The sequence below is a fragment of the Pasteurella testudinis DSM 23072 genome (genome assembly GCF_900176075.1).
GTDB lineage: Bacteria > Pseudomonadota > Gammaproteobacteria > Enterobacterales > Pasteurellaceae > Chelonobacter > Chelonobacter testudinis.
Window position 1 is genome coordinate 221,111 of record NZ_FWWV01000001.1, and the last position, 18,712, is coordinate 239,822.

At 48.2% G+C, this 18,712-nt stretch carries 25 protein-coding genes; 10 read left to right on the plus strand and 15 right to left on the minus strand.

The window, feature by feature from the left end:
* From B8880_RS00950 to B8880_RS00960, 3 genes are all read right to left on the minus strand, one after another.
* Entirely contained in the window at positions 1–303 is a 303-nt protein-coding gene (locus B8880_RS00950) for a HigA family addiction module antitoxin (protein WP_084255662.1), read from the minus strand.
* Positions 304–313: 10 nt separating this feature from the next.
* The gene (locus B8880_RS00955; RefSeq protein WP_084255411.1) at positions 314–589 is read right to left on the minus strand and encodes a type II toxin-antitoxin system RelE/ParE family toxin; all 276 of its coding nucleotides are present in this window, start codon (positions 587–589) and stop codon (positions 314–316) included.
* Positions 590–726: 137 nt separating this feature from the next.
* Positions 727–1,293, minus strand: coding sequence for a TorD/DmsD family molecular chaperone (locus tag B8880_RS00960; protein ID WP_084255413.1), 567 nt, complete (start codon positions 1,291–1,293; stop codon positions 727–729).
* 80 nt (positions 1,294–1,373) lie between these two features.
* On the opposite strand from B8880_RS00960, the gene nfo reads away from it, so the two are divergent.
* From nfo to gloA2, 3 genes are all read left to right on the plus strand, one after another.
* Complete coding sequence (gene nfo, locus B8880_RS00965) at positions 1,374–2,216, plus strand: deoxyribonuclease IV (RefSeq protein ID WP_084255415.1); 843 nt, start codon at positions 1,374–1,376, stop codon at positions 2,214–2,216.
* 194 nt (positions 2,217–2,410) lie between these two features.
* Positions 2,411–2,908 carry an NlpC/P60 family protein gene (locus B8880_RS00970; protein WP_084255417.1) on the plus strand — a complete coding sequence of 166 codons (498 nt, stop codon included), beginning with the start codon at positions 2,411–2,413 and terminating at the stop codon, positions 2,906–2,908.
* A gap of 27 nt (positions 2,909–2,935) precedes the next feature.
* Positions 2,936–3,331, plus strand: a complete 396-nt coding sequence (gene gloA2 / locus B8880_RS00975) for an SMU1112c/YaeR family gloxylase I-like metalloprotein (RefSeq protein WP_084255419.1) — start codon at positions 2,936–2,938, stop codon at positions 3,329–3,331.
* Positions 3,332–3,374: 43 nt separating this feature from the next.
* On the opposite strand, the gene ycfP is transcribed toward gloA2, so the two are convergent.
* The 3 genes from ycfP to nfsA are packed head-to-tail and all read right to left on the minus strand — an operon-like array spanning position 3,375 to position 5,634.
* Positions 3,375–3,917 (minus strand): alpha/beta hydrolase YcfP, encoded by a 543-nt coding sequence (gene ycfP / locus B8880_RS00980; protein ID WP_084255421.1) that lies wholly within the window; start codon positions 3,915–3,917, stop codon positions 3,375–3,377.
* Between the two features lie 52 nt (positions 3,918–3,969).
* Positions 3,970–4,884: an ATP-grasp domain-containing protein gene (locus B8880_RS00985; RefSeq protein ID WP_084255422.1), complete on the minus strand. Its 915-nt coding sequence runs from the start codon at positions 4,882–4,884 to the stop codon at positions 3,970–3,972.
* Positions 4,885–4,896: 12 nt separating this feature from the next.
* Positions 4,897–5,634, minus strand: coding sequence for an oxygen-insensitive NADPH nitroreductase (gene nfsA / locus B8880_RS00990; protein ID WP_084255424.1), 738 nt, complete (start codon positions 5,632–5,634; stop codon positions 4,897–4,899).
* Positions 5,635–5,790: 156 nt separating this feature from the next.
* Between nfsA and B8880_RS00995 the strand changes: the two genes are divergently transcribed.
* Together B8880_RS00995 and B8880_RS01000 are read left to right on the plus strand one after the other, a co-directional pair.
* Positions 5,791–6,054 carry a GrxA family glutaredoxin gene (locus B8880_RS00995; RefSeq protein ID WP_084255426.1) on the plus strand — a complete coding sequence of 88 codons (264 nt, stop codon included), beginning with the start codon at positions 5,791–5,793 and terminating at the stop codon, positions 6,052–6,054.
* Between the two features lie 123 nt (positions 6,055–6,177).
* A complete protein-coding gene (locus tag B8880_RS01000; RefSeq protein WP_084255428.1) occupies positions 6,178–6,513 on the plus strand; it encodes a zinc ribbon domain-containing protein YjdM in 336 nt (111 codons plus the stop codon).
* 72 nt (positions 6,514–6,585) lie between these two features.
* On the opposite strand, the gene rimI is transcribed toward B8880_RS01000, so the two are convergent.
* Positions 6,586–7,029, minus strand: a complete 444-nt coding sequence (gene rimI, locus B8880_RS01005; RefSeq protein ID WP_084255430.1) for a ribosomal protein S18-alanine N-acetyltransferase — start codon at positions 7,027–7,029, stop codon at positions 6,586–6,588.
* The gene (locus B8880_RS01010; protein ID WP_084255432.1) at positions 7,026–7,451 is read right to left on the minus strand and encodes a DNA polymerase III subunit psi; all 426 of its coding nucleotides are present in this window, start codon (positions 7,449–7,451) and stop codon (positions 7,026–7,028) included. The genes rimI and B8880_RS01010 overlap by 4 nt, the downstream gene beginning before the upstream one ends.
* Before the next feature lie 84 nt (positions 7,452–7,535).
* Between B8880_RS01010 and rsmC the strand changes: the two genes are divergently transcribed.
* From rsmC to B8880_RS01030, 4 genes are all read left to right on the plus strand, one after another.
* Positions 7,536–8,534 (plus strand): 16S rRNA (guanine(1207)-N(2))-methyltransferase RsmC, encoded by a 999-nt coding sequence (gene rsmC, locus B8880_RS01015; RefSeq protein WP_084255434.1) that lies wholly within the window; start codon positions 7,536–7,538, stop codon positions 8,532–8,534.
* 76 nt (positions 8,535–8,610) lie between these two features.
* Complete coding sequence (gene udk, locus B8880_RS01020) at positions 8,611–9,273, plus strand: uridine kinase (RefSeq protein ID WP_172461307.1); 663 nt, start codon at positions 8,611–8,613, stop codon at positions 9,271–9,273.
* Between the two features lie 12 nt (positions 9,274–9,285).
* Positions 9,286–9,867, plus strand: a complete 582-nt coding sequence (gene dcd / locus B8880_RS01025) for a dCTP deaminase (protein ID WP_084255437.1) — start codon at positions 9,286–9,288, stop codon at positions 9,865–9,867.
* Between the two features lie 5 nt (positions 9,868–9,872).
* Positions 9,873–11,156 carry a hypothetical protein gene (locus B8880_RS01030; RefSeq protein WP_084255439.1) on the plus strand — a complete coding sequence of 428 codons (1,284 nt, stop codon included), beginning with the start codon at positions 9,873–9,875 and terminating at the stop codon, positions 11,154–11,156.
* A 54-nt stretch (positions 11,157–11,210) separates the two neighbouring features.
* Here the strand turns inward: B8880_RS01030 and dctM are convergent, their stop codons facing one another.
* The 3 genes from dctM to B8880_RS01045 all read right to left on the minus strand — a co-directional run bounded on the left by dctM (position 11,211) and on the right by B8880_RS01045 (position 14,197).
* Positions 11,211–12,494 carry a C4-dicarboxylate TRAP transporter large permease protein DctM gene (gene dctM, locus B8880_RS01035; protein ID WP_084255441.1) on the minus strand — a complete coding sequence of 428 codons (1,284 nt, stop codon included), beginning with the start codon at positions 12,492–12,494 and terminating at the stop codon, positions 11,211–11,213.
* Positions 12,495–12,503: 9 nt separating this feature from the next.
* Positions 12,504–13,127 (minus strand): TRAP transporter small permease, encoded by a 624-nt coding sequence (locus B8880_RS01040; RefSeq protein WP_084255443.1) that lies wholly within the window; start codon positions 13,125–13,127, stop codon positions 12,504–12,506.
* A gap of 65 nt (positions 13,128–13,192) precedes the next feature.
* A complete protein-coding gene (locus tag B8880_RS01045; RefSeq protein ID WP_084255445.1) occupies positions 13,193–14,197 on the minus strand; it encodes a TRAP transporter substrate-binding protein in 1,005 nt (334 codons plus the stop codon).
* A 314-nt stretch (positions 14,198–14,511) separates the two neighbouring features.
* Between B8880_RS01045 and mprA the strand changes: the two genes are divergently transcribed.
* Positions 14,512–15,042 (plus strand): transcriptional repressor MprA, encoded by a 531-nt coding sequence (mprA, locus tag B8880_RS01050; RefSeq protein WP_084255447.1) that lies wholly within the window; start codon positions 14,512–14,514, stop codon positions 15,040–15,042.
* Positions 15,043–15,147: 105 nt separating this feature from the next.
* On the opposite strand, the gene B8880_RS01055 is transcribed toward mprA, so the two are convergent.
* The 4 genes from B8880_RS01055 to modF all read right to left on the minus strand — a co-directional run bounded on the left by B8880_RS01055 (position 15,148) and on the right by modF (position 18,696).
* On the minus strand, positions 15,148–15,735 hold the full coding sequence (locus tag B8880_RS01055) for an NAD(P)H-dependent oxidoreductase (RefSeq protein WP_084255449.1): 588 nt from the start codon (positions 15,733–15,735) through the stop codon (positions 15,148–15,150).
* 9 nt (positions 15,736–15,744) lie between these two features.
* Complete coding sequence (locus B8880_RS01060) at positions 15,745–16,200, minus strand: NfeD family protein (protein ID WP_084255451.1); 456 nt, start codon at positions 16,198–16,200, stop codon at positions 15,745–15,747.
* Positions 16,201–16,231: 31 nt separating this feature from the next.
* Complete coding sequence (locus tag B8880_RS01065) at positions 16,232–17,155, minus strand: SPFH domain-containing protein (RefSeq protein WP_084255453.1); 924 nt, start codon at positions 17,153–17,155, stop codon at positions 16,232–16,234.
* Positions 17,156–17,247: 92 nt separating this feature from the next.
* Positions 17,248–18,696 (minus strand): molybdate ABC transporter ATP-binding protein ModF, encoded by a 1,449-nt coding sequence (modF, locus tag B8880_RS01070; protein ID WP_084255455.1) that lies wholly within the window; start codon positions 18,694–18,696, stop codon positions 17,248–17,250.
* Positions 18,697–18,712 lie beyond the last annotated feature (16 nt).

Genomic DNA, 18,712 nt, shown 5'->3' on the forward strand with positions numbered 1-18,712 from the left:
TTAAACCGTCAATGGTGCGGCTAAGTTGAGCGGCTTAATCTGTAAAGGCAGGGGGCTGGTTTTCAGCTGCCAAATATCATAAGCCGCTTGTAATTTCAGCCATAGATCTGCGTTGCTGACTCCGGCTAATTCTAGACGGTAAGCCAAATTTGCCGATACAGGGGCTTTTTCGTGCAGAATACGCGAAATAGTTTCACGCGCAAATCCTAAATGTGCCGCAAAATCCGTTATGCTCATTTGCAATTCAGGCAACACATCTTCACGCAAAATCGCCCCGGGGTGGGTTGGTTTTCTGATATTCATCGTTTTGCCCTTAATGATAATCTTCATAATCTAAAATATAAGCATTGCCCTGCTTAAATTCGAAAGTGATACGCCAGTTTCCCGAAACGGTCATCGACCAAATGCCAGCCCGATTGCCTTTTAACTCGTGCGATTTATAAAAAAAACGGAAATCGCTAATGTTACCGGCTTTATCAATAACATCGAGCATACGCAGTAGTTTAGCGATATGCGCAGGATTGACGCCGTTGCTATATCCTTTTTCAAATAATTGCTTTAGCCCTTTATGTTTAAAACTTTTAATCATACGCCGTTTATCTGTGATGTATCGTATCACAAAATTGATACTCAGGGGAGTCAAGAAGATTATTTTAATCGGATAAAAACTCGACGCAGTCCTTGGGGCTAATTTTTGCGATGAAGATCGTAAAAATAAAAACTATCTTATTCTTCCTCGCCATCTTCTTCCAACTCGTCTGCCATTGCCGACAGCGCATCACGGCAGAGTTGCGCCGCTGCACGGTAGAAACCCTGATCGTGCGCTTCGACTTTGCCAAGAAATTTTCCCATTACCGGCAATAAAAAGCGTTCGAACAGTTCTTGTTGGGCAGCAAGCGAATCGGCATGATCTTCCAGCCAAGAAGCGGTTAACAGCAAATGCGCAACGTGATCCGCTTGCGGCAATTCCGGCATCGCGCGCAATTGGCGAAACGCGACAAAATCGCTTAAGTTATCGCTATAAGCAGAGATTTGCGTCGAAACTGCGCCGTTGTCGGCGAACAGTGCCTGATAGTCGGCTGCCAATTGCTCGACGGCAACCGCACTTTGCAGTTGTTGCAGGGCTTTTTCGCTTTGCGGATCGGCGGCAAGCGCCCAAAGTGCGGTCAGATTGCCTTGTTGCAGCCAAGTGAAAATCGGGGCGATTACTTCGTCTTGCGGCGCACGGTAAAACAAATTGCCGAACAGGCGGCAAAGCATAGAGAAATCGTTAATCGTGTTGGTTGTCGTCATTATTGTACCGATAGGTTCTTTGTGAATAAAATTTGGGTACAATACTAGCATAAAATCCGTTTGAAATAAGGAAATCAAGCATGAAATATATCGGAGCGCACGTCAGTGCCAGTGGCGGTGTGGAAAATGCCGTTGCCAATGCGCAGGCAATCGGCGCCAACGCCTTTGCCCTGTTTACCAAAAACCAGCGTCAATGGGTCGCCAAACCGTTAACCGAAAGCAGCATTAAAAAATTCAAACAAGCTTTGCGGCACGCTAACATCGATCCTAAGCATATTTTGCCGCACGACAGTTACCTGATTAATTTAGGACACCCCGAACAGGACGGCTTGGAAAAATCGCGCGCGGCGTTTATCGACGAAATGCAGCGGTGTGAGCAGTTGGGTTTGTCGCTGCTGAACTTTCACCCGGGCAGCCATTTGCGTAAAATTTCAGAACAAGATTGTATCGCCATTATAGCCGAATCGATTAATTTGGCGCACCAACAAGTGCCAGAGGTGATCGCGGTGATTGAAAATACCGCCGGACAAGGTTCGAACATCGGCTATCGTTTTGAACATTTGGCGGAAATTATCGCACAGGTTGAGGATAAAAATCGGGTCGGCGTTTGTTTGGATACCTGTCATACTTTTTCCGCCGGTTATGATATTTCCAGTGCTGCCGGTTGCGAGCAAGTGTTCGCTGAATTTGCGCACGTCGTCGGCTTCGAGTATTTAAAGGGCATGCATCTCAACGGCTCGAAAACCGCACTTGGCAGTCGGGTTGACCGCCATGATTGTTTGCGCGGCGGTACAATCGGCACGGCGGTGTTCGAGTATATTATGCAACATGCGGAATTTAACGATATGCCGTTAATTTTGGAAACCATCGAGCCGGAAAATTGGGCGGACGAGATTCGCTGGCTGCGCAGTTTGGCGGTCTGAGATTGAATAATCAGCGGTAATAGGCTTATTTTGTTAGCGATTTTTTGAAGTGAGTCAAAAAAAACGATTTTAATCCGAGAAAATTCGGCATTTTACTGGATAAACCGGCATGGTTCCCGTAGAATGACCTCGTTTTGTAAATTTTAACATTTAAACCTATAACCGATAAATCCATAACTATATCCATAACAATTATGTTGCGTAAAATCCTTTTAATTTTGGCAATCGCTACTTTGGCGGCTTGCAGTAACAGCGGACGGCAAACGGCGTCGCAGCAGGACAACCGCATTCGCACCAACTTGCCGGAAAACAGCGGCAATGGCGTGACCTTGGATCAATTTGCTAAACTGCATGAGTTTTATAACAACTGGCAAGGCGTGCGCTACCGCATGGGCGGCACGACCAAAAAGGGCATTGATTGCTCCGCTTTTGTGTTGAATGCCTTTGACCGTGCTTTCGGCATGGTGATGCCGCGCAGCACTGCCGAACAGCGCCATGTTGGTAAAAAAATCAACAAAAGCGAATTGGAATTCGGCGATTTGGTTTTTTTCCGTAAAAACAACCATATCGGTATCTATATCGGCAATAACCAATTTATCCACGCCAGCACCAGCCAAGGCGTGACCACCAGCTCGCTGTCGGAAAGTTATTGGGCGCGAAATTATACCCAATCTCGCCGCGTGATAAATTAAGCGGTGCGTGAAAAGGAAAGTGCGGTTATGGCAACAAATCCGATTCTCGGTTTTCATCATGTTGCCGTGATTGTCTCCGATTATGCGCGCTCAAAGCGGTTTTACTGTGAAGTTTTGGGCGCGGCAGTTGTCGCCGAAACCTACCGTACCGAACGGCAAAGCTACAAGCTGGATCTGGCATTTGCCGACGGCAGCCAAATCGAACTGTTTTCTTTCCCTAATCCGCCAAGCCGTGCAACCCAACCCGAAGCCTGCGGTTTACGCCATCTCGCCTTTAAAGTCGCCGACGTGCAAAGTGCGGTTGCCTATTTGGCGCAGCATAATGTGCAGTGCGAACCGATTAGAATTGATCCGCTGACCGGCAAGCAATTTACTTTCTTCCAAGATCCGGACGGTTTGCCGTTGGAGTTTTATCAGATTTGAACGCTACGCACGGTTAAAGTGCGGTTGAACCGCACTTTTGTGTTTAAGCCTGCTTTTTAAACTCGGCGATCCGTTGCAAATGTTGCGAGATTTTCTTGAATTTGTGGCTTTCGTTTTCGTCCCACACAATGTCATAGAACGGGGAAAGGGTATCGGCGCTGCGTTGCGAGTCTAAAATCCCGTCGTCAGTGGAGAGGAACACCAAACATTTGCCTCTGTTTTTGTCACGGAAATTGCTGACGCATTTGGTGGCGATGTCTTGATACTCTTCAGGGCGGTCGATTTTGCCCTGCATATTTTCATACGGAAACAGGTTCGGGTTAAAAATCGCCTGTTTAATGCCGCATAAAAAACCGACCCGTTCCGCCCAATAGCCGCCCAAACCGACACCACAAATCAGCGGCGCCGAATCTTTGCTTTCGCTGACCAGTTTATGCACTTCGTTCAACAAATGCTGCATATCATGGCGCGGGTGCAAGGTGCTGTAGGTCACGAAGCGCACATCGGGATCAATAAATTTCAATTGCAGAATTTTTTCATGGTTTCCCGGACTGTTACAATCAAAACCGTGTAGATAAATAATCATTTTTCATTCCTATTAAATTTATTGTCATATAACCATAAACAATTTATGCCTATTAATCAACTGTACACGCCAAAACCTGTTTTTCCAAATGGGCAATCATCTGCAAGGCAATGTCGATTTTACTGGTTTTTTCGATCAATTCTAAGCCGGGACTGGCATTCACCTCTAAAATCAGCGGGCCGTGGTTGGATCGGATAATATCCACGCCGGCAACATCGAGCCCCAGTGCCTGCACCGAATTGAGCGCCAGCGTTTTTTCCCGTTCGCTTAACTGAATCGGCTGCGCCTGCCCGCCGCGGTGGACATTGGCGCGAAATTCGCCGTTTTGTCCGTTGCGCTGCATACCGGCGATCACCTTGCTGCCGATCACAAAGCAGCGGATATCCGAGCCGTTGGCTTCGTGGATAAAATCCTGTAGCAGCGATGAAATCTGCGCCTGTTTCAAGGTTTCCAGAATACTGACCGCACTTTGCCGTTTTTCCGCCAGCATCACGCCGATGCCTTGCGAGCCGGACAGCGTTTTCAGAATCGTCGGCGAAGCGACTTGGTTGACGGCATATTTGGCATCGAATTCATTGCCGCACAGCGCACTCGGCGGTACGGCGATGCCGTGTTGTTGCAGCAACATCAGGCTATGCCATTTGTCACGCGCGTTTAAAAAGGCTTGCGAGCCGTTGAGGCAGGGAATATTCATCGCCTCAAAATGGCGCAACAACGAGCAGCCCATCGCCGTGCTGCCGGAGCCGAAACGGGGGATTACCGCATCATAATGCGGCAGCAAATACGGTTGTTGATCAAACCGCACTTGGTAAAAAATTTTAAAGCGACGGGTTTGTTCCTGATCCAGTTTTAGCAGGCAACGGTTGGGATCGATAATATCCAATGTATGTCCGCAGCTTTCCGCTGCCTCCAGTAACCGCTGGCAGCTATATAAGCGCGGTTCGCGGCACAGCATTAACAGTTTCATCGCCGATCTCCGCTATTTTTTAGCAAAGCCTTGTTGCTGCAAATAAGCCAAAACATGCGGACGTACCGGTTTGTTCAGGCTTTTGATCACGTTGCGTGACCAATCCATGTCAAGTTGGTTGCGCTGCCAATAATAATCGGCAACTTGGCGATCATATGCTTGTAACAGCTGCGGATCGAGCGCTTGGTAGCGGTTTTCACTGACCAAAACCGCACTTGGCAGGCGCGGTTTCAGCGGCGGATCTTGATCCGGATAGCCTAAACACAAGCCGACAACCGGAATAACGTGCTGCGGCAAGCCCAACAGCTCGCCGACTTCTGCGATTTTATTGCGGATAGAACCAATATACACGCCGCCCAAGCCGATGGATTCTGCCGCGAGCAGCATATTTTGCGCCATAATGCCGGTGTCGACGCAGCCGATCATCAGCACTTCGCTGTAATCGGTTTGCGCGTCGGGCAGGATTTGGTGATGGCGGTGAAAATCGACGCAGAAAACCAGAAACTCGGCAGCATCGGCAACATACTGTTGATCGGAGGCGTAGTGTTTCATTTTTTCCCGTCGCGTCGGATCGGTGACACGGATAATGGAAACGCATTGCAGGTGGTTCGAGCTTGAAGCCGCGCGGCCACAGTCAATTAAGGTTTGCAAGGTTTCAGCTGCAATCGGCTGTGCAGTGAATTTGCGGATAGAGCGGTGGGCAAGTGCGGTTTCGATAGTGTGTGAGGTGGTGGTATTTTGTTGCGTCATGGGGCGTCCTCAATAATAAAACAAACGAATTCGAGTCTTATAGTCTGATATATTACACCAATCGCAGCAATGCGGAAAAATCTTTTCTTATTTGCTTATGGATCAGCTAGAATAGCAGTGTTTTTATATTTTGATTAACTATCTCAGGAGTAAGCTATGTTTACCGTTATTTTTGGCCGCCCGGGTTGCCCGTATTGTGTTCGTGCAAAAGAGTTAGCCGAGAAATTACAAAATACCCGTGATGATTTCGAATACCGCTATGTTGATATTGTCGCCGAAGGCATCAGCAAAGCGGACTTGTCCAAATCCGTCGGCAAAGAGGTGCAAACCGTGCCGCAAATTTTCATCGATGAGAAACCGATCGGCGGCTGCACCGATTTTGAAGCAATCATCAAAGAAAAATTCGGTGTGGTTGCTTAGTATACCCTTACCGAATTTTGTCAGTCACAAGCAATCAACGCTTTGCGCTTCGGCACAAAGCGTTTTTTTATGCTATACTGCGCGCGAATTTTATCAGAAGAAAACCATTAAGAGGAAACCAGAGTGGAACAAATGCCAAATTGCCCGAAATGTAACGGCGAATATGTTTATCACGACACCATTCAGTTTGTCTGCCCGGACTGTGGCAACGAATGGAGCGGCGAAGAAGTGGCGGAAACCGCCGATGAATTTATCGTTAAAGACAGCAACGGCAATCTGTTGCAAGACGGTGATTCCGTTATTCTGATCAAGGATTTGAAGGTCAAAGGTTCGTCTTTGGTCTTGAAAAAAGGCAGCAAAGCGAAAAATATCCGTCTGGTCGATTCCGATCACAATGTCGATTGCAAAATTGACGGCGTCAGCTTGGCATTGAAATCCGAATTCTTAAAAAAAGCGTAACCGCACTTTTCCGAACAAAGCCGTTATGTTTCGATATAACGGCTTTTTTTCAGCGTCTGATTTGCTATGCCTTTACAAATACAGTGCCATCACCAACGCATCTTCGCGGCCGCCGTTTGAGGTTGGGTAATAATTTTTGCGTTGCGTCACCAGATTAAAACCCAGCCGGTCATACAATTTTTGTGCCGCCGAATTGGATTGGCGCACTTCCAACCATAGGGTTAAAACCGCACTTTGCCGCAGTTCGGCAATCAGTTGTAACAGCAGTTGCTCGCCCAATCCCTGTTTTTGATAAGCCGGATCGATCGCAAGATTGAACAGGGTGGCTTCGTCCAAGACCGTTTGGCAAATGGCGAAACCGACAAGCCGATTGTCTTTCAGCAGTTTTAAATTCAGATAACGTTCGCCTTGGTTATTCAGCAACGTGCCTTTTGACCACGGCGTGATGTGTGCTTGTTGTTCGATTTGATACAACCGTTCGAAATCAGCGGCTTGTAGCGGCAGAATTTCAATCATAGCCCGTCGTCCCGCAGTTGAAACTGTTGCAGTTGCTGCCACAGCCGGCGTTTGGCGGTTGCTTGTTTCAGTTGTTGCCAACTTTCGGCGCTCACCAGCGTATTGTTATCGCCGAGCGCTGCCAACTGTTGTGCGGAAAGTGCGCTATTTTGACCGACAAACCACACAGCCAGCGGTTTATTCAGCTGTAAACGCGCCGCTTGTTCGCTGTTCAGAATCAGGCTGTTTTCGTATTGAATGCCGAGCGCACGGTAAATATCGTGCAAAAGTGCGGTCGGCAGGTGTTCGTCATCGCTGATAATCAACAACTTGACTGCCTCACCGACAGCAATGGCCGCCGCGCCTTTCAATGCTTGCGGACGGCGCAAAATCCATTGTTCGATTCCCATTTGTTGTAACAGCAACGTGCGGCGTAGCGGCATGGCGTTCCTTAAATAAATAGCTCAAGGCGGCGAATAAGTATTATAATAGCGCTTGATTTTAACCAATAACCATCAGGATTTATAGTGATTTCAGTCGAAAGCCAAGTTTTGCAGCGCCACTTGCCGTTTTTTGCCGGAAAATCGGTATTGTTTGCCGGCAGCCTTAGTGATAATTTCCCCGCCCAACTCAAAGACAGCGGCTCGGTGCAGGTTGTCAGCAGCTATTATGATTATGTACGGCGTATTCAAAGTGCGGTCAGCGCCGATTTCAGTATCGAAAGCCGCGGGCATGTCGAGGTGATCGTGTATTACTGGGGCAAAAACAAGCAGGAAGTCGGCTTTCAATTGACCCAACTTTTATCGCAAGCGCCGATTGGACAAGCGCTGCTGATTATCGGTGAAAACCGTAGCGGCGTGCGTTCGGTAGAAAAAATTCTGCAACCGTTCGGCAATATCCATAAAATTGATTCGGCGCGCCGTTGCGGTTTGTATCATTTTGAATTGCAAACCAAACCGCACTTTGTGTTAGAACATTACTGGAAACAGTATCAACACCCGCAATTATCCGACTTGACGGTGCACAGCCTGCCGGGCGTGTTCAGTGCCGGCGAATTGGATCAGGGAACCGCACTTTTATTGTCCACTTTAAGCCACAAAGTGAGTGGACGGGTGCTGGATTTGGGGTGCGGCGTCGGTGTGATCGGCAGCTATTTGAAACGGCAAAACCCGAATATCAGCTTGGTGATGAGCGATATTCATGCCATGGCGTTGGCTTCGGCGAACCGCACTTTGCAGCAAAACCGGTTAGAGGGCGAAGTGGTCGCCAGTGATGTTTTCTCCGATCTGCAAGGCAAGTTCGATTTGATTATTTCCAATCCGCCGTTTCATGACGGCATTGATACCGCCTATCGTGCAGTGCAGGAGCTGATTTCTCAGGCGAAGTGGTTTTTACGCCAAGGGGGCGAACTGCGGATTGTCGCCAATGCGTTTCTGCCATATCCGGAATTACTCGATCGCGCATTTGGTGAGCATCGGCTGTTGGCTAAGAGCAATAAATTTAAAGTCTACGCCGCTTACGCCTGATTGCGCGGGTGCGTAGCGGACTAAATTTTGCTATACTTCTCCAAATTCATTGCAAGGATTGATTATGGCTGACAGCATTTCACATTCAACGACCCCGACCGACACTAACAATACTATTATTATCGCCATTGCCGGCGCTTCCGCTTCCGGCAAAAGTTTGATTGCCTCGACCATTCACAAAGAATTGTGCGAAGAAGTCGGCGGCGGCGATATCGGGATTATTTCGGAAGATTCCTACTATAAAGACCAAAGCCATCTTTCGTTTGAACAGCGGATCCAAACCAACTACGATCACCCGAGTTCGATGGATCACGATTTGTTGGTGGCGCATTTGCAGCAGCTTAAACGCGGCGAGAGCATTCAAGTGCCGGAATACAGCTATGTCGAACATACCCGCACCAGCAACAGCCGTGAATTTACCCCAAGACGGGTGATTATTTTAGAAGGTATTTTGCTGCTGACCGACGAACGTTTACGCAACGAATTAAGCGCCTCGATTTTCGTCGATGCGCCGCTGGATATCTGTTTTATCCGCCGTTTGCAGCGCGATATGCAGGAGCGGGGCAGAAGTTTGGAATCGGTGGTGTCGCAATATCGCAAAACCGTGCGCCCGATGTTTTTGCAATTTATCCAACCTTCGAAGCAGTTTGCCGATATCATTGTGCCGCGCGGTGGAAAAAACCGCATTGCGATCAATATTTTAAAAGCTCAGATTTTGCAAATGCTGAAACAGAAATAGAGGGGAAACCGAATGAGATTATGCGATCGTGATATTGAAGCCTATTTGGATCAAGGGATTATCGCCCTCGATCCACGCCCGAATAATGACAAAATTAACGGCGCTACCGTTGATGTGCGTTTAGGCAACTCGTTCCGCGTGTTCCGTGAATATAATGCGCCCTATATTGATTTGAGCGGTGAGCGTTCGGAAATTTCAGCCCAGTTGGATCGTGTGATGAGCGATGAAATCGTGTTAAACGACGATGAAGCCTTTTTCCTGCATCCGGGCGTTTTGGCGTTGGCGACCACTTACGAATCGGTCAAATTGCCGGCGAATGTGATCGGTTGGCTGGACGGGCGTTCTTCTTTGGCGCGTTTGGGTTTGATGGTACACGTCACCGCCCACCGTATCGATCCGGGTTGGGAAGGCAAAATCGTGCTGGAGTTTTTCAATTCCGGCAAACTGCCGTTGGCGCTGCGGCCGAAAATGACCATCGGCGCTCTCAGTTTTGAAATCCTCAGCGGTGAAGCCGCCCGTCCGTACAACAGCCGCAGCAATGCCAAGTACAAAAACCAGCAAGGTGCGGTCGCCAGCCGGATTAATGAGGATTAGCGGTCATGTGGAAAAGGCGCGTGTTGTATCCGCTGATCACGGGCAGTGCCGCGCTTGTTCTGCTGACGGTTTATCAGCTTCAGCGTTTGGAGGATCGTTTGCAGGATTTACTGCAACAGCAGCTCCCCGATTTACACTTTGACACCCATTCCTTCTCTTATCTGCCGACCCCGACAATCAGTCTGTCACAAGCTACATATCAGTACCAACACTGGGCGCTGTCCGCACAGCAAGTCAAAACCGCATTTTCTTGGGGTTCATTACTGGGTTTATCGCCGAGAATCACGCAGGCTGAACTTGTCGGCGGCGTACTGACGGCGCAACAGCAGCCGGAATTGGAAAATATCGCGGTTAAGTTGGAAAACATCGATCGCCATTATAATTCGGCGCAACTGACGATGTCGGCAGACACGCCGAGCAGCCGTTTGAATGTTACGGCGCTGGCACAACGTTTTGCCAACGGAATCGAGCTTAACCGCTTGCAGCTGAATGCGGTCATGACGCAAGGTTATTTCTTAAACAATCCGAATCTTGCATTGCAGGCGGATAAACTGTCATTGTCGTTACAGCAAAATATGTGGCAATTGGCGCTGCAACAGGGAAAATTGAACCAATTAGCGCTGACAAGAGCGGTGCTGCACTATTATCCGGCTGAGGGTGACGCAAAACCGCACTTTGATTTGCAGCTGCAGCCGCCGCAAGGAAAATTACGGATCAGTAGCCGGCAACAAGCACAAGGTAATCTTTTGAATTTGCAGGGCGAGCAGCTGGTATTAGCGCCATTGCTGGAATTTTTACGTTTGCCGATCTTGCTTGAGGGGGTCAGCTATTTTAGTGGCGATACCTTGTTTGACAATGGCGTTTTAGCGCGTGGCGATTTAACCCTGAATGTCGGTCATACCAAGTTAAACGGCTTGAATTTACTGGATTTAGTCAGTCAGTACTTCCCGATTCGGCAAGGGGCGAAAAAATATAGTGATCGGATTGAAACCCCGTTTGAGCAAGTGGATATCGCTCTGGATTGGAATCGTGAAAAGGTGAATTTCAAGCGCATCTCCGCACAAGGCAACGAGCTGAATTTAAGCGGCAAGGGCGAGATGGATCTCACGGATTTCAGTTGCCGTGTCGAGCTGAAATTATCACCGAATATTGCCGGCTATTCACAATATCAACTGCCCGTCAGCCTGTTTGGCCCTTGCCGCTCGCCACAATACCGTGTCAGTCTGGATAAAAAATTGGGTGATCAGTTGAAGCAGATACTGAAGGATAAATTAAAAGAAAGGCACTGAGGTGAAAATAAACCGCACTTTATCATTATTCAAACATAAAGTGCGGTAGCTGTTTTACATTGCACCTATCCAGTTAGGCAAGGTGAGTGAAATCGCCGGGATATAGGTGGTGGCAATCAGGAAGCCGAGCATCAGCAACAGCCAAGGGGTTGCCGCTTTGATGACTTGCGGCAGGCTGAGGTTGGTAATTGCCGAGGCGACAAATAGATTGAGTCCGACCGGCGGGGTAATCATACCGATTTCCATGTTTACCACCATGATAATCCCCAAGTGAATCGGATCAATGCCTAATTGCATGGCGATTGGGAACAGAATCGGTACCAGAATCAAGATGATGGCAGAGGGTTCCATAAAGGCGCCGGCGATTAACAACACAATATTCACCACGATCAGGAACTGCCACGGTTGCAGATTCATTTCCACCACAAGTGCGGTCAGTTGCTGTGGAATCTGTTCGGTGGTCAGCACATGGGCGAACAACATCGCATTGGCAATGATAAACATCAACATAATGCTGAGTTTGCCCGCTTCCAGTAACACTTTCGGGCACTCTTTCAATTTGATGTCTTTATAGACAAATACCGCAACAAAGAACGAATAAACGGCGGCAACGGCGGCAGCTTCGGTCGGGGTAAAAGCGCCACTGTAAATACCGCCGAGGATAATCACCATTAAAATTAATCCCCAAAGGGCTTTTCTGGCGGCGCTGAACCACTCTTTTACCGAGGCGCGCGGTAACGCCGGCAGGTTTTTAATGCGGGCAACGATATAAATGGCAATCATCAAGATAACGCCCAACATTAAGCCCGGCACGACACCTGCCATAAACAGGCGGCCGACAGAGGTTTCGGTGGCGGCGGCATAGACCACCATCACGATTGACGGCGGAATCAAAATCCCTAATGTACCGGCATTACAAACAATCCCTGTGCCGAATTCCACGGGATAACCGGAGCGCACCATGCCCGCAATTGCAATCGAACCGACCGCGGCAACGGTTGCCGGACTAGAACCGGATAACGCCGCAAACAGCATACAGGCGAGCACCGAAGCGATTGCCAAGCCGCCGCGGATATGACCGACGGTAGCGTTGGCGAAGTCGATCAAACGGCGTGCCACGCCGCCGGTGGTCATAAACGCACCTGCCAAGAGGAAGAACGGAATGGCGAGCAGGGTGTAGTGTTCCGAAGTTTCAAACAGCTTGATCGCAACCGAACTAATCGAATCTTGACTGAAGAAAATAATGATCAGGGAACCGGACAAGCCGAGCGCGACCGCAACCGGCACGCCGATCAACATCAGGGCGAACAGGCAAATAAATAGAAAGACGACAGTCATAGCGGCTCCTTAATGATTCTCTTCTTGTAATTTCATCGCATCTTTGGCTTCATCAGCCAGTCCCAAATCGCTTTGTTGACCTTTCAGCAAGCGAATGAAGATTTCAGCGAAGCGCATAAAGACCATCAGATAGCCGATCGGGATAATCAAGCCGATATGCCAAAGCTGAATGCCGAAATGTTGCAGATCTTCCGCGCCGATTTGCGCCTTAAACATGGCGCTGACCCATTCGATACTGGCGTAACCAATCATGGCGGCATAAATCAGGCAGGCGAGACAGGCTACGATACTGATGCGGCGCTGAATCGGGGTGTTAAATTTTTTCACGACCGCATCGATTCCGATATGTCCGGCAGTCCGTACGCCGTAAGACGCGCCGAAGAAAATCAGCATGGCAAAGAACAGTTTGGTTAGCGCGACGCTCCAAGTCATTTCTTGGGCAACCGTGATGGAAAAGTCGGCGATAGGCAAAAACAGCGATTCCAGCGACGGATAGGCGTCAGCCAGATCATAAAACGGTGAGTAGAGATTATTAAAAAGCACATAGACAAAGGTGATAAGGGTCATCAGCGCCAATGACAGCGCGATCATGATTTCTTCCATCTTTCCCCATAACAATTCAAGCGATTTCATGCGTATTCCTTAAAACTTGAACCGGATCAAAGTGCGGTCAGGAAAACCGCACTTTGGTCGGAGTATTATTGCTGATTGGAGGCTTCGGCGGCTTTAATTAACTCGGCACCGATTGCGCCTTCAAATTTCTGCCATACCGGACGCATCGCTTCACGCCACTGCGCTCTTTCTTCCGGCGTTAAGGTGATGATTTCCGTAGTTTTGGCATCCAGAATTTTTTGCTTGTCCGCAAGGTTGAATTCGTGGGATTTTTTATTCACTTCATCACTGACTTGTTCCATGATTTCACTTAATCCGGCGCGCAGTTCCGGTGTCAAGCCGTTCCAGAATTGGGTGTTGACGATAACCATGTACGACAGCAAGCCGTGGTTGGATTCGGTAATGTATTTTTGTACTTCATGGATTTTTTGCGAGTAGATGTTGGAATACGGGTTTTCCGCCCCGTTGACCACGCCGGTTTGCAAACCTTGGTACATTTCACTGAACGCCATTTTGCGCGGCACGGCGTTTAGCTGCTTGAATTGCGCGTCCAGCACTTCGGAGTTTTGCACTCGGAATTTCTGTCCGCGGGCGTCTCTCGGCACACGCAACGCTTTATTGGCAGAGAGCTGTTTCAGGTCGTTATTCCAGTAACCCAAGCCGGTAATGCCTTTATCGGCCATGCTGTTCAGCAGCCCTCTACCTGCGTCGCTTTTTTCAAAACGTTCTACCGCCGCAATGTCGTCAAACAGGAAAGGCAAATCGAATATTTGGATTTGCGGCGCGTATTTATCAAATTTTGCCAACGACGGCGCCAACATTTGTACGTTGTTTAATAATAAGGCTTCCATTTCTTTGCCATCGCCGTATAGTGAGGAGTTGGCATAAACTTCCACTTTGACTTGGTTAGGATATTTTTCTTCAACCAGTTTTTTAAACAGAAGCGCCCCCTGTCCTTTCGGGGTTTCATCGGCAACCACATGTGAAAATTTGATGACGACAGGAGCGGCTGCCAATGCGTTGGCAGACAGTAACAGGCCTAATGCGCTGGCAGAAGAAAGGAGTTTAAAAAATGTCTTTTTCAGTTTCATGTAGAGATCCTCGGTTAGGGTTAAGGAAAGGATGTTTGGAAATAACATGCTTATAGATGAATAGCCTTTTATTCCGGCTGGCGACATCATTTTGTGCCGTACTGCTGTATTACCTGAGATAAAATCGTATCTCTGTATAAGACTAAGGAAACTCTAAAGTATAGTAAATGTAATTTTTATGAAATGTTGATCTACTTCACATAAAATTAACATTTTATTTACAGTGAATTCAGATATTGCGGTTTTTAGTGCTTTATAGTAACGTTGGTTATAATAAAACAATCATACTATTCTAGTGAGGAGATAAATCATTTATGCATAATTTTGCTGAAATTGAAGCGTCAATCAAACAATGTGCGCAATCGGAGCCGGGAATTCCTCTGGAAAAGGTATTGTTAATCCGTTTGTTGCTGCATTCAGTGAGTGGTTATTTGGAACATCGTAATACATTACTGAAACAGTGGGGATTGAATGATACGTTGTTTATGGCATTGATCGTGATCTATACCCAACCGAATCACACTATTCAACCGTCAAAATTGAGTGATATTCTCGGTTCTTCCCGCACCAATGCGACCCGTATTGCGGACGATTTGGTAGGACGAAACTGGATTGAGCGCGTGACAGATGAAGTCGATCGCCGCTGTTTTCTATTAAAGCTGACGGAAGAGGGGCTTGGTGCTATTAAGGCGCGTATGCCGTTGCAATGGGAAAATATTCATCAGGTGTTTGCAGGCATCAGTGAGAAAGAGATGCGGCAGCTATCCTCGGTATTGCATAAAATCGTGGCAAACGTCGGGATCACCAACAAAATTCCCGCCACTAAGTTGCCGGATCTGAGCTAATCCGTGCTGTTTTGCTTGCGGTGTTAATGGCATTTTATCAAAATTATCCGCCCCTTAATCGGCCGTGCGTAATCGGTTTTTTAGGCGGCGGATTTGTTTTTTGGGCTAAGCCGATAAATTTTGTAGGGTAATCTCGGCCGCCTGTTTTAACATCTGTTGCCGAGCCTGATCATCAACCAGATGAATATCATCAAAAATACGGTGCTGAATATCGTAAATTCCACAATAATTAAACAGCCCGTCCACCAAGGTATCTTGCAGCGATTTGGCGAAACCCGATTGCTGGTATTCAGCCAGATTACTGCCGATTAGGATAAGTTGCTGTATTTTTTTCCCGTTCAATAAACCTTCGGAGACACCGTTTTCGGTTTTGTAGGCAAAACCGTGCGTCAGCACCCGATCCAAATACCCTTTCAAAATCGCGGGAAAGCCCATCCACCATAGCGGATAGACCAGCGTGATCAGATCGGCTTGTAAGATCAAGTGCTGTTCGTGGCGGATTTCCGCCGGTACGATACCTTGATAAGAGCCTTGCAGCTCTTCATGGGATAGAATCGGATTAAATCCCATTCGATACAAATCGCGGATCACCACTTCGCTACCGCACTTTTTACTGGCGGCGGCAATGCTGTCAGCCATTGCTTTACTGAAGCTGTGTAGATTGGGGTGGGCGTAAATGATTAAATGTTGCATCTTCTATTTTCAGCCTTTTTCTACGGTCAGGGTAATGCCGTCAACTGCGGTTACGATTACCGTATCACCGATCTGCAAATCATATGCGCTGTTTTGCCAAGTGATCCGCCAAGTGGTATCGCCAAAATGCGCGCGCCCGATATTGTTCGAACTGATTTCCCTGATTACGCCTTGTTGTCCCAACATCGCAATGCCGCGTTGATTAAGTGCGGTATGCGGATCATCTTGTTGATCCTTGCGATGTTGATAGCGCCACCAGACTATGCTGGCAACCACCGCAAGGGCGGCGAAAATAATCCAGTTCCAAGCGGCGGTGAGCGGGAAAATGCTGCTCAAACCGGCAACCACCAAGGCGGCGAGTCCCCACCACAGCAGGAAAATGCCGGGGATAATCGCCTCGGCAATCAAGAGGATAAAAGCGAAAATCAACCAAGACCAAGATGTCCAAGCAGCAAACCATTCCATGTTGTCCCCCTATTTACTGTTTTAATGTGGCTCAGGCTTTTTTGTCGCCCTTGAGCAATTCGCTGATACCTGCCACCGAACCGATTAAATTTCCGGCTTCCAACGGCATTAATACCACTTTGCTGTTCTGTGCCTGTCCGATTTGTTGCAACGCTTCGGTGTATTTTTGTGCGATAAAGTAGTTGATCGCTTTGGTGTCGCCTTGTGAAATCGCATCGGAAACCATTTGCGTGGCTTTCGCTTCCGCTTGTGCTTCCCGTTCACGGGCTTCGGCTTTGAGGAACGCTTCTTGTCTTTCCCCTTCGGCTTTCAGAATCCGTGATTGTTTGTCCCCTTCGGCACGCAAAATCGCCGCCTGACGCACGCCCTCCGCTTCCAATACGTCGGCACGTTTATTCCGTTCGGCTTTCATTTGCGCGTTCATCGAATCGATCAACTCTTTCGGCGGACGCACGTCACGAATCTCGATCCGCGTGACTTTTACGCCCCAAGGGTTGGTGGCTTCATCGACAATCGATAACAAACGGCTGTTGATCGAATCCCGCTGCGACAACATTTCGTCCAGCTCCATTGAACCGAGGACGGTACGGATATTGGTTAAGGTCAGGTTGATGATCGCCTGTTCCAAATGGTTGACTTCATAAGCAGCGTTGCGCGCATCGACCACTTGTACGAAACAGACCGCGTCAATTGATACGTTGGCGTTATCTTTGGAAATCACTTCCTGCGACGGAATATCCAACACCTGTTCCATCATATTGATTTTGCGCCCGACGCGATCAATAAACGGTACGATAAAATTCAGACCCGGCGTTAAGGTGCGGGTATAGCGGCCAAAACGTTCAATCGTCCAGTGATAACCTTGCGGCACGGTTTTCAGGGCGGAGAACAGGGTGAAAATAACAAACAGAACAAAAAACAGCGTGGCTACCGGCAGACCGTCTAAAAAATCCATAAATGCGCTCCTCTATTTTTTAACATTAACAGCAGGTTTTAACAGCGGGGTTTTAAACGTGACGTTAAAAAACACCGACACAAAATAACTTATCAACTTTGATAATAATCGTAAGTGCCGTTATTTGCAATAAATTCAAAAGTGCGGTTGATACACTTCGGCTGATCTTCAAGATGGTGCGAGACAAACAGCAGCTGGGTGGCGCTGTTGTCGATCAACTGCTCGATAAACGTCAGCACTAAGTGGCGATTGATTCCGTCCAAGCCCATCAACGGTTCGTCTAAAATCAGGATCGGCGGGTGTTTCACCATCGCACGGGCGATCAACAGTAGCCGTTGTTGTCCCCAAGACAGCGACCGGAACGGTTTATTGGCGAACGGCGTCATGTGGATTCTTTCCAGCCACTGCAACGCATTCAAGCGCAAGCTGTCGGGAATTTGTCGATAAACGCCGATCGAATCGAAATAGCCGGACACAATCACCTCCAACGCACTGCAATTGACCCGATAATCCAAGTGGAACTGGTTGCTGAGAAAGCCGATTTTCTGTTTGATTTGCCAGACGGTTTCACCGCTGCCGCGCTGTTTGCCGAAGATTTTCACCTCGTTGCTGAATGCTTGCGGGTGATCGCCGCTAATCAGGGCAAGCAGCGTTGATTTGCCGCAGCCATTCGGCCCCTTAATCCACCAATTTTCGCCTGGTTTTACCTGCCAGTTTAAGCGCTGCAGAATGTGTTTTTCGCCGTAACGCACGTTGACATTGCGCAAGGCAAATACGAATTCCAAATCTTGCGCCAATGTTTGCGGCGCTTCGGCCGGCAAGGGAATGGCTTGGTAGGCGCTGTTTTCGGCGTGGCAAAGTTGTTGGAAAACCGCACTTTGCCGAATCGCCGCAGCGTTGTCCTGTATCATCAGGCGGCAGTTGTTCATCATGGCGATTGAATCAACCTGTGTAGGGATATCGTCGAGTCGGTTGATAATCAATACCACTGTCATTTCTCGGCAAAGTGCGGTCAGCAATTCAAGCCAGAAATGTTGCGATTGCTGATCCAAGCCTTCGAAAGGCTCATCTAAAATCAACAAGTGCGGTCGGTTGATTAATGCCGTTGCCAGCAAAACTTTGCGCCCTTCGCCGGTGGATAAAAATTTAAACGGGCGATCCAGCAGGGCGGTGATTTGTAAGGTTTCTGCCAATTCAACGAGCGCGCGATGATCTTGTTGTCCGGCTAAAATCACCTCGGCAGCCGTTCTGCCGTGATAATCCGGATCAACACAGTCGTTATTGAGATCGCGATAGATTTGTTCAATCAACTGTTGTTGCTGTTCAAAAGAGAGCAGACTGATCCGCTCGAAACGGTTGTGATAACTGCCGTTGTAAGGCGCGGTTTTCTGTGCCAAAAATTTTGCCAACGTACTTTTACCGCTGCCGTTATGTCCGACAATAACCGTAAATTGGTGCGTTTTAATTTGAAAATCATCGATTTTCAGCAACAGTTGGTTGGTGATTTTAATTTCAGCGTGTTGCAATCGAATAGCCGGCATGGGTTTTCTCTACATT

Bases quoted from the DNA above. Each gene is read 5' to 3' on its own strand.
- B8880_RS00950 (WP_084255662.1), bottom strand. From the start codon at position 303: ATGAATATCAGAAAACCAACCCACCCCGGGGCGATTTTGCGTGAAGAT.
- B8880_RS00955 (WP_084255411.1), bottom strand. From the start codon at position 589: ATGATTAAAAGTTTTAAACATAAAGGGCTAAAGCAATTATTTGAAAAA.
- B8880_RS00960 (WP_084255413.1), bottom strand. From the start codon at position 1,293: ATGACGACAACCAACACGATTAACGATTTCTCTATGCTTTGCCGCCTG.
- nfo (WP_084255415.1), top strand. From the start codon at position 1,374: ATGAAATATATCGGAGCGCACGTCAGTGCCAGTGGCGGTGTGGAAAAT.
- B8880_RS00970 (WP_084255417.1), top strand. From the start codon at position 2,411: ATGTTGCGTAAAATCCTTTTAATTTTGGCAATCGCTACTTTGGCGGCT.
- gloA2 (WP_084255419.1), top strand. From the start codon at position 2,936: ATGGCAACAAATCCGATTCTCGGTTTTCATCATGTTGCCGTGATTGTC.
- ycfP (WP_084255421.1), bottom strand. From the start codon at position 3,917: ATGATTATTTATCTACACGGTTTTGATTGTAACAGTCCGGGAAACCAT.
- B8880_RS00985 (WP_084255422.1), bottom strand. From the start codon at position 4,884: ATGAAACTGTTAATGCTGTGCCGCGAACCGCGCTTATATAGCTGCCAG.
- nfsA (WP_084255424.1), bottom strand. From the start codon at position 5,634: ATGACGCAACAAAATACCACCACCTCACACACTATCGAAACCGCACTT.
- B8880_RS00995 (WP_084255426.1), top strand. From the start codon at position 5,791: ATGTTTACCGTTATTTTTGGCCGCCCGGGTTGCCCGTATTGTGTTCGT.
- rimI (WP_084255430.1), bottom strand. From the start codon at position 7,029: ATGATTGAAATTCTGCCGCTACAAGCCGCTGATTTCGAACGGTTGTAT.
- B8880_RS01010 (WP_084255432.1), bottom strand. From the start codon at position 7,451: ATGCCGCTACGCCGCACGTTGCTGTTACAACAAATGGGAATCGAACAA.
- dcd (WP_084255437.1), top strand. From the start codon at position 9,286: ATGAGATTATGCGATCGTGATATTGAAGCCTATTTGGATCAAGGGATT.
- B8880_RS01030 (WP_084255439.1), top strand. From the start codon at position 9,873: ATGTGGAAAAGGCGCGTGTTGTATCCGCTGATCACGGGCAGTGCCGCG.
- dctM (WP_084255441.1), bottom strand. From the start codon at position 12,494: ATGACTGTCGTCTTTCTATTTATTTGCCTGTTCGCCCTGATGTTGATC.
- B8880_RS01040 (WP_084255443.1), bottom strand. From the start codon at position 13,127: ATGAAATCGCTTGAATTGTTATGGGGAAAGATGGAAGAAATCATGATC.
- B8880_RS01045 (WP_084255445.1), bottom strand. From the start codon at position 14,197: ATGAAACTGAAAAAGACATTTTTTAAACTCCTTTCTTCTGCCAGCGCA.
- mprA (WP_084255447.1), top strand. From the start codon at position 14,512: ATGCATAATTTTGCTGAAATTGAAGCGTCAATCAAACAATGTGCGCAA.
- B8880_RS01055 (WP_084255449.1), bottom strand. From the start codon at position 15,735: ATGCAACATTTAATCATTTACGCCCACCCCAATCTACACAGCTTCAGT.
- B8880_RS01060 (WP_084255451.1), bottom strand. From the start codon at position 16,200: ATGGAATGGTTTGCTGCTTGGACATCTTGGTCTTGGTTGATTTTCGCT.
- B8880_RS01065 (WP_084255453.1), bottom strand. From the start codon at position 17,155: ATGGATTTTTTAGACGGTCTGCCGGTAGCCACGCTGTTTTTTGTTCTG.
- modF (WP_084255455.1), bottom strand. From the start codon at position 18,696: ATGCCGGCTATTCGATTGCAACACGCTGAAATTAAAATCACCAACCAA.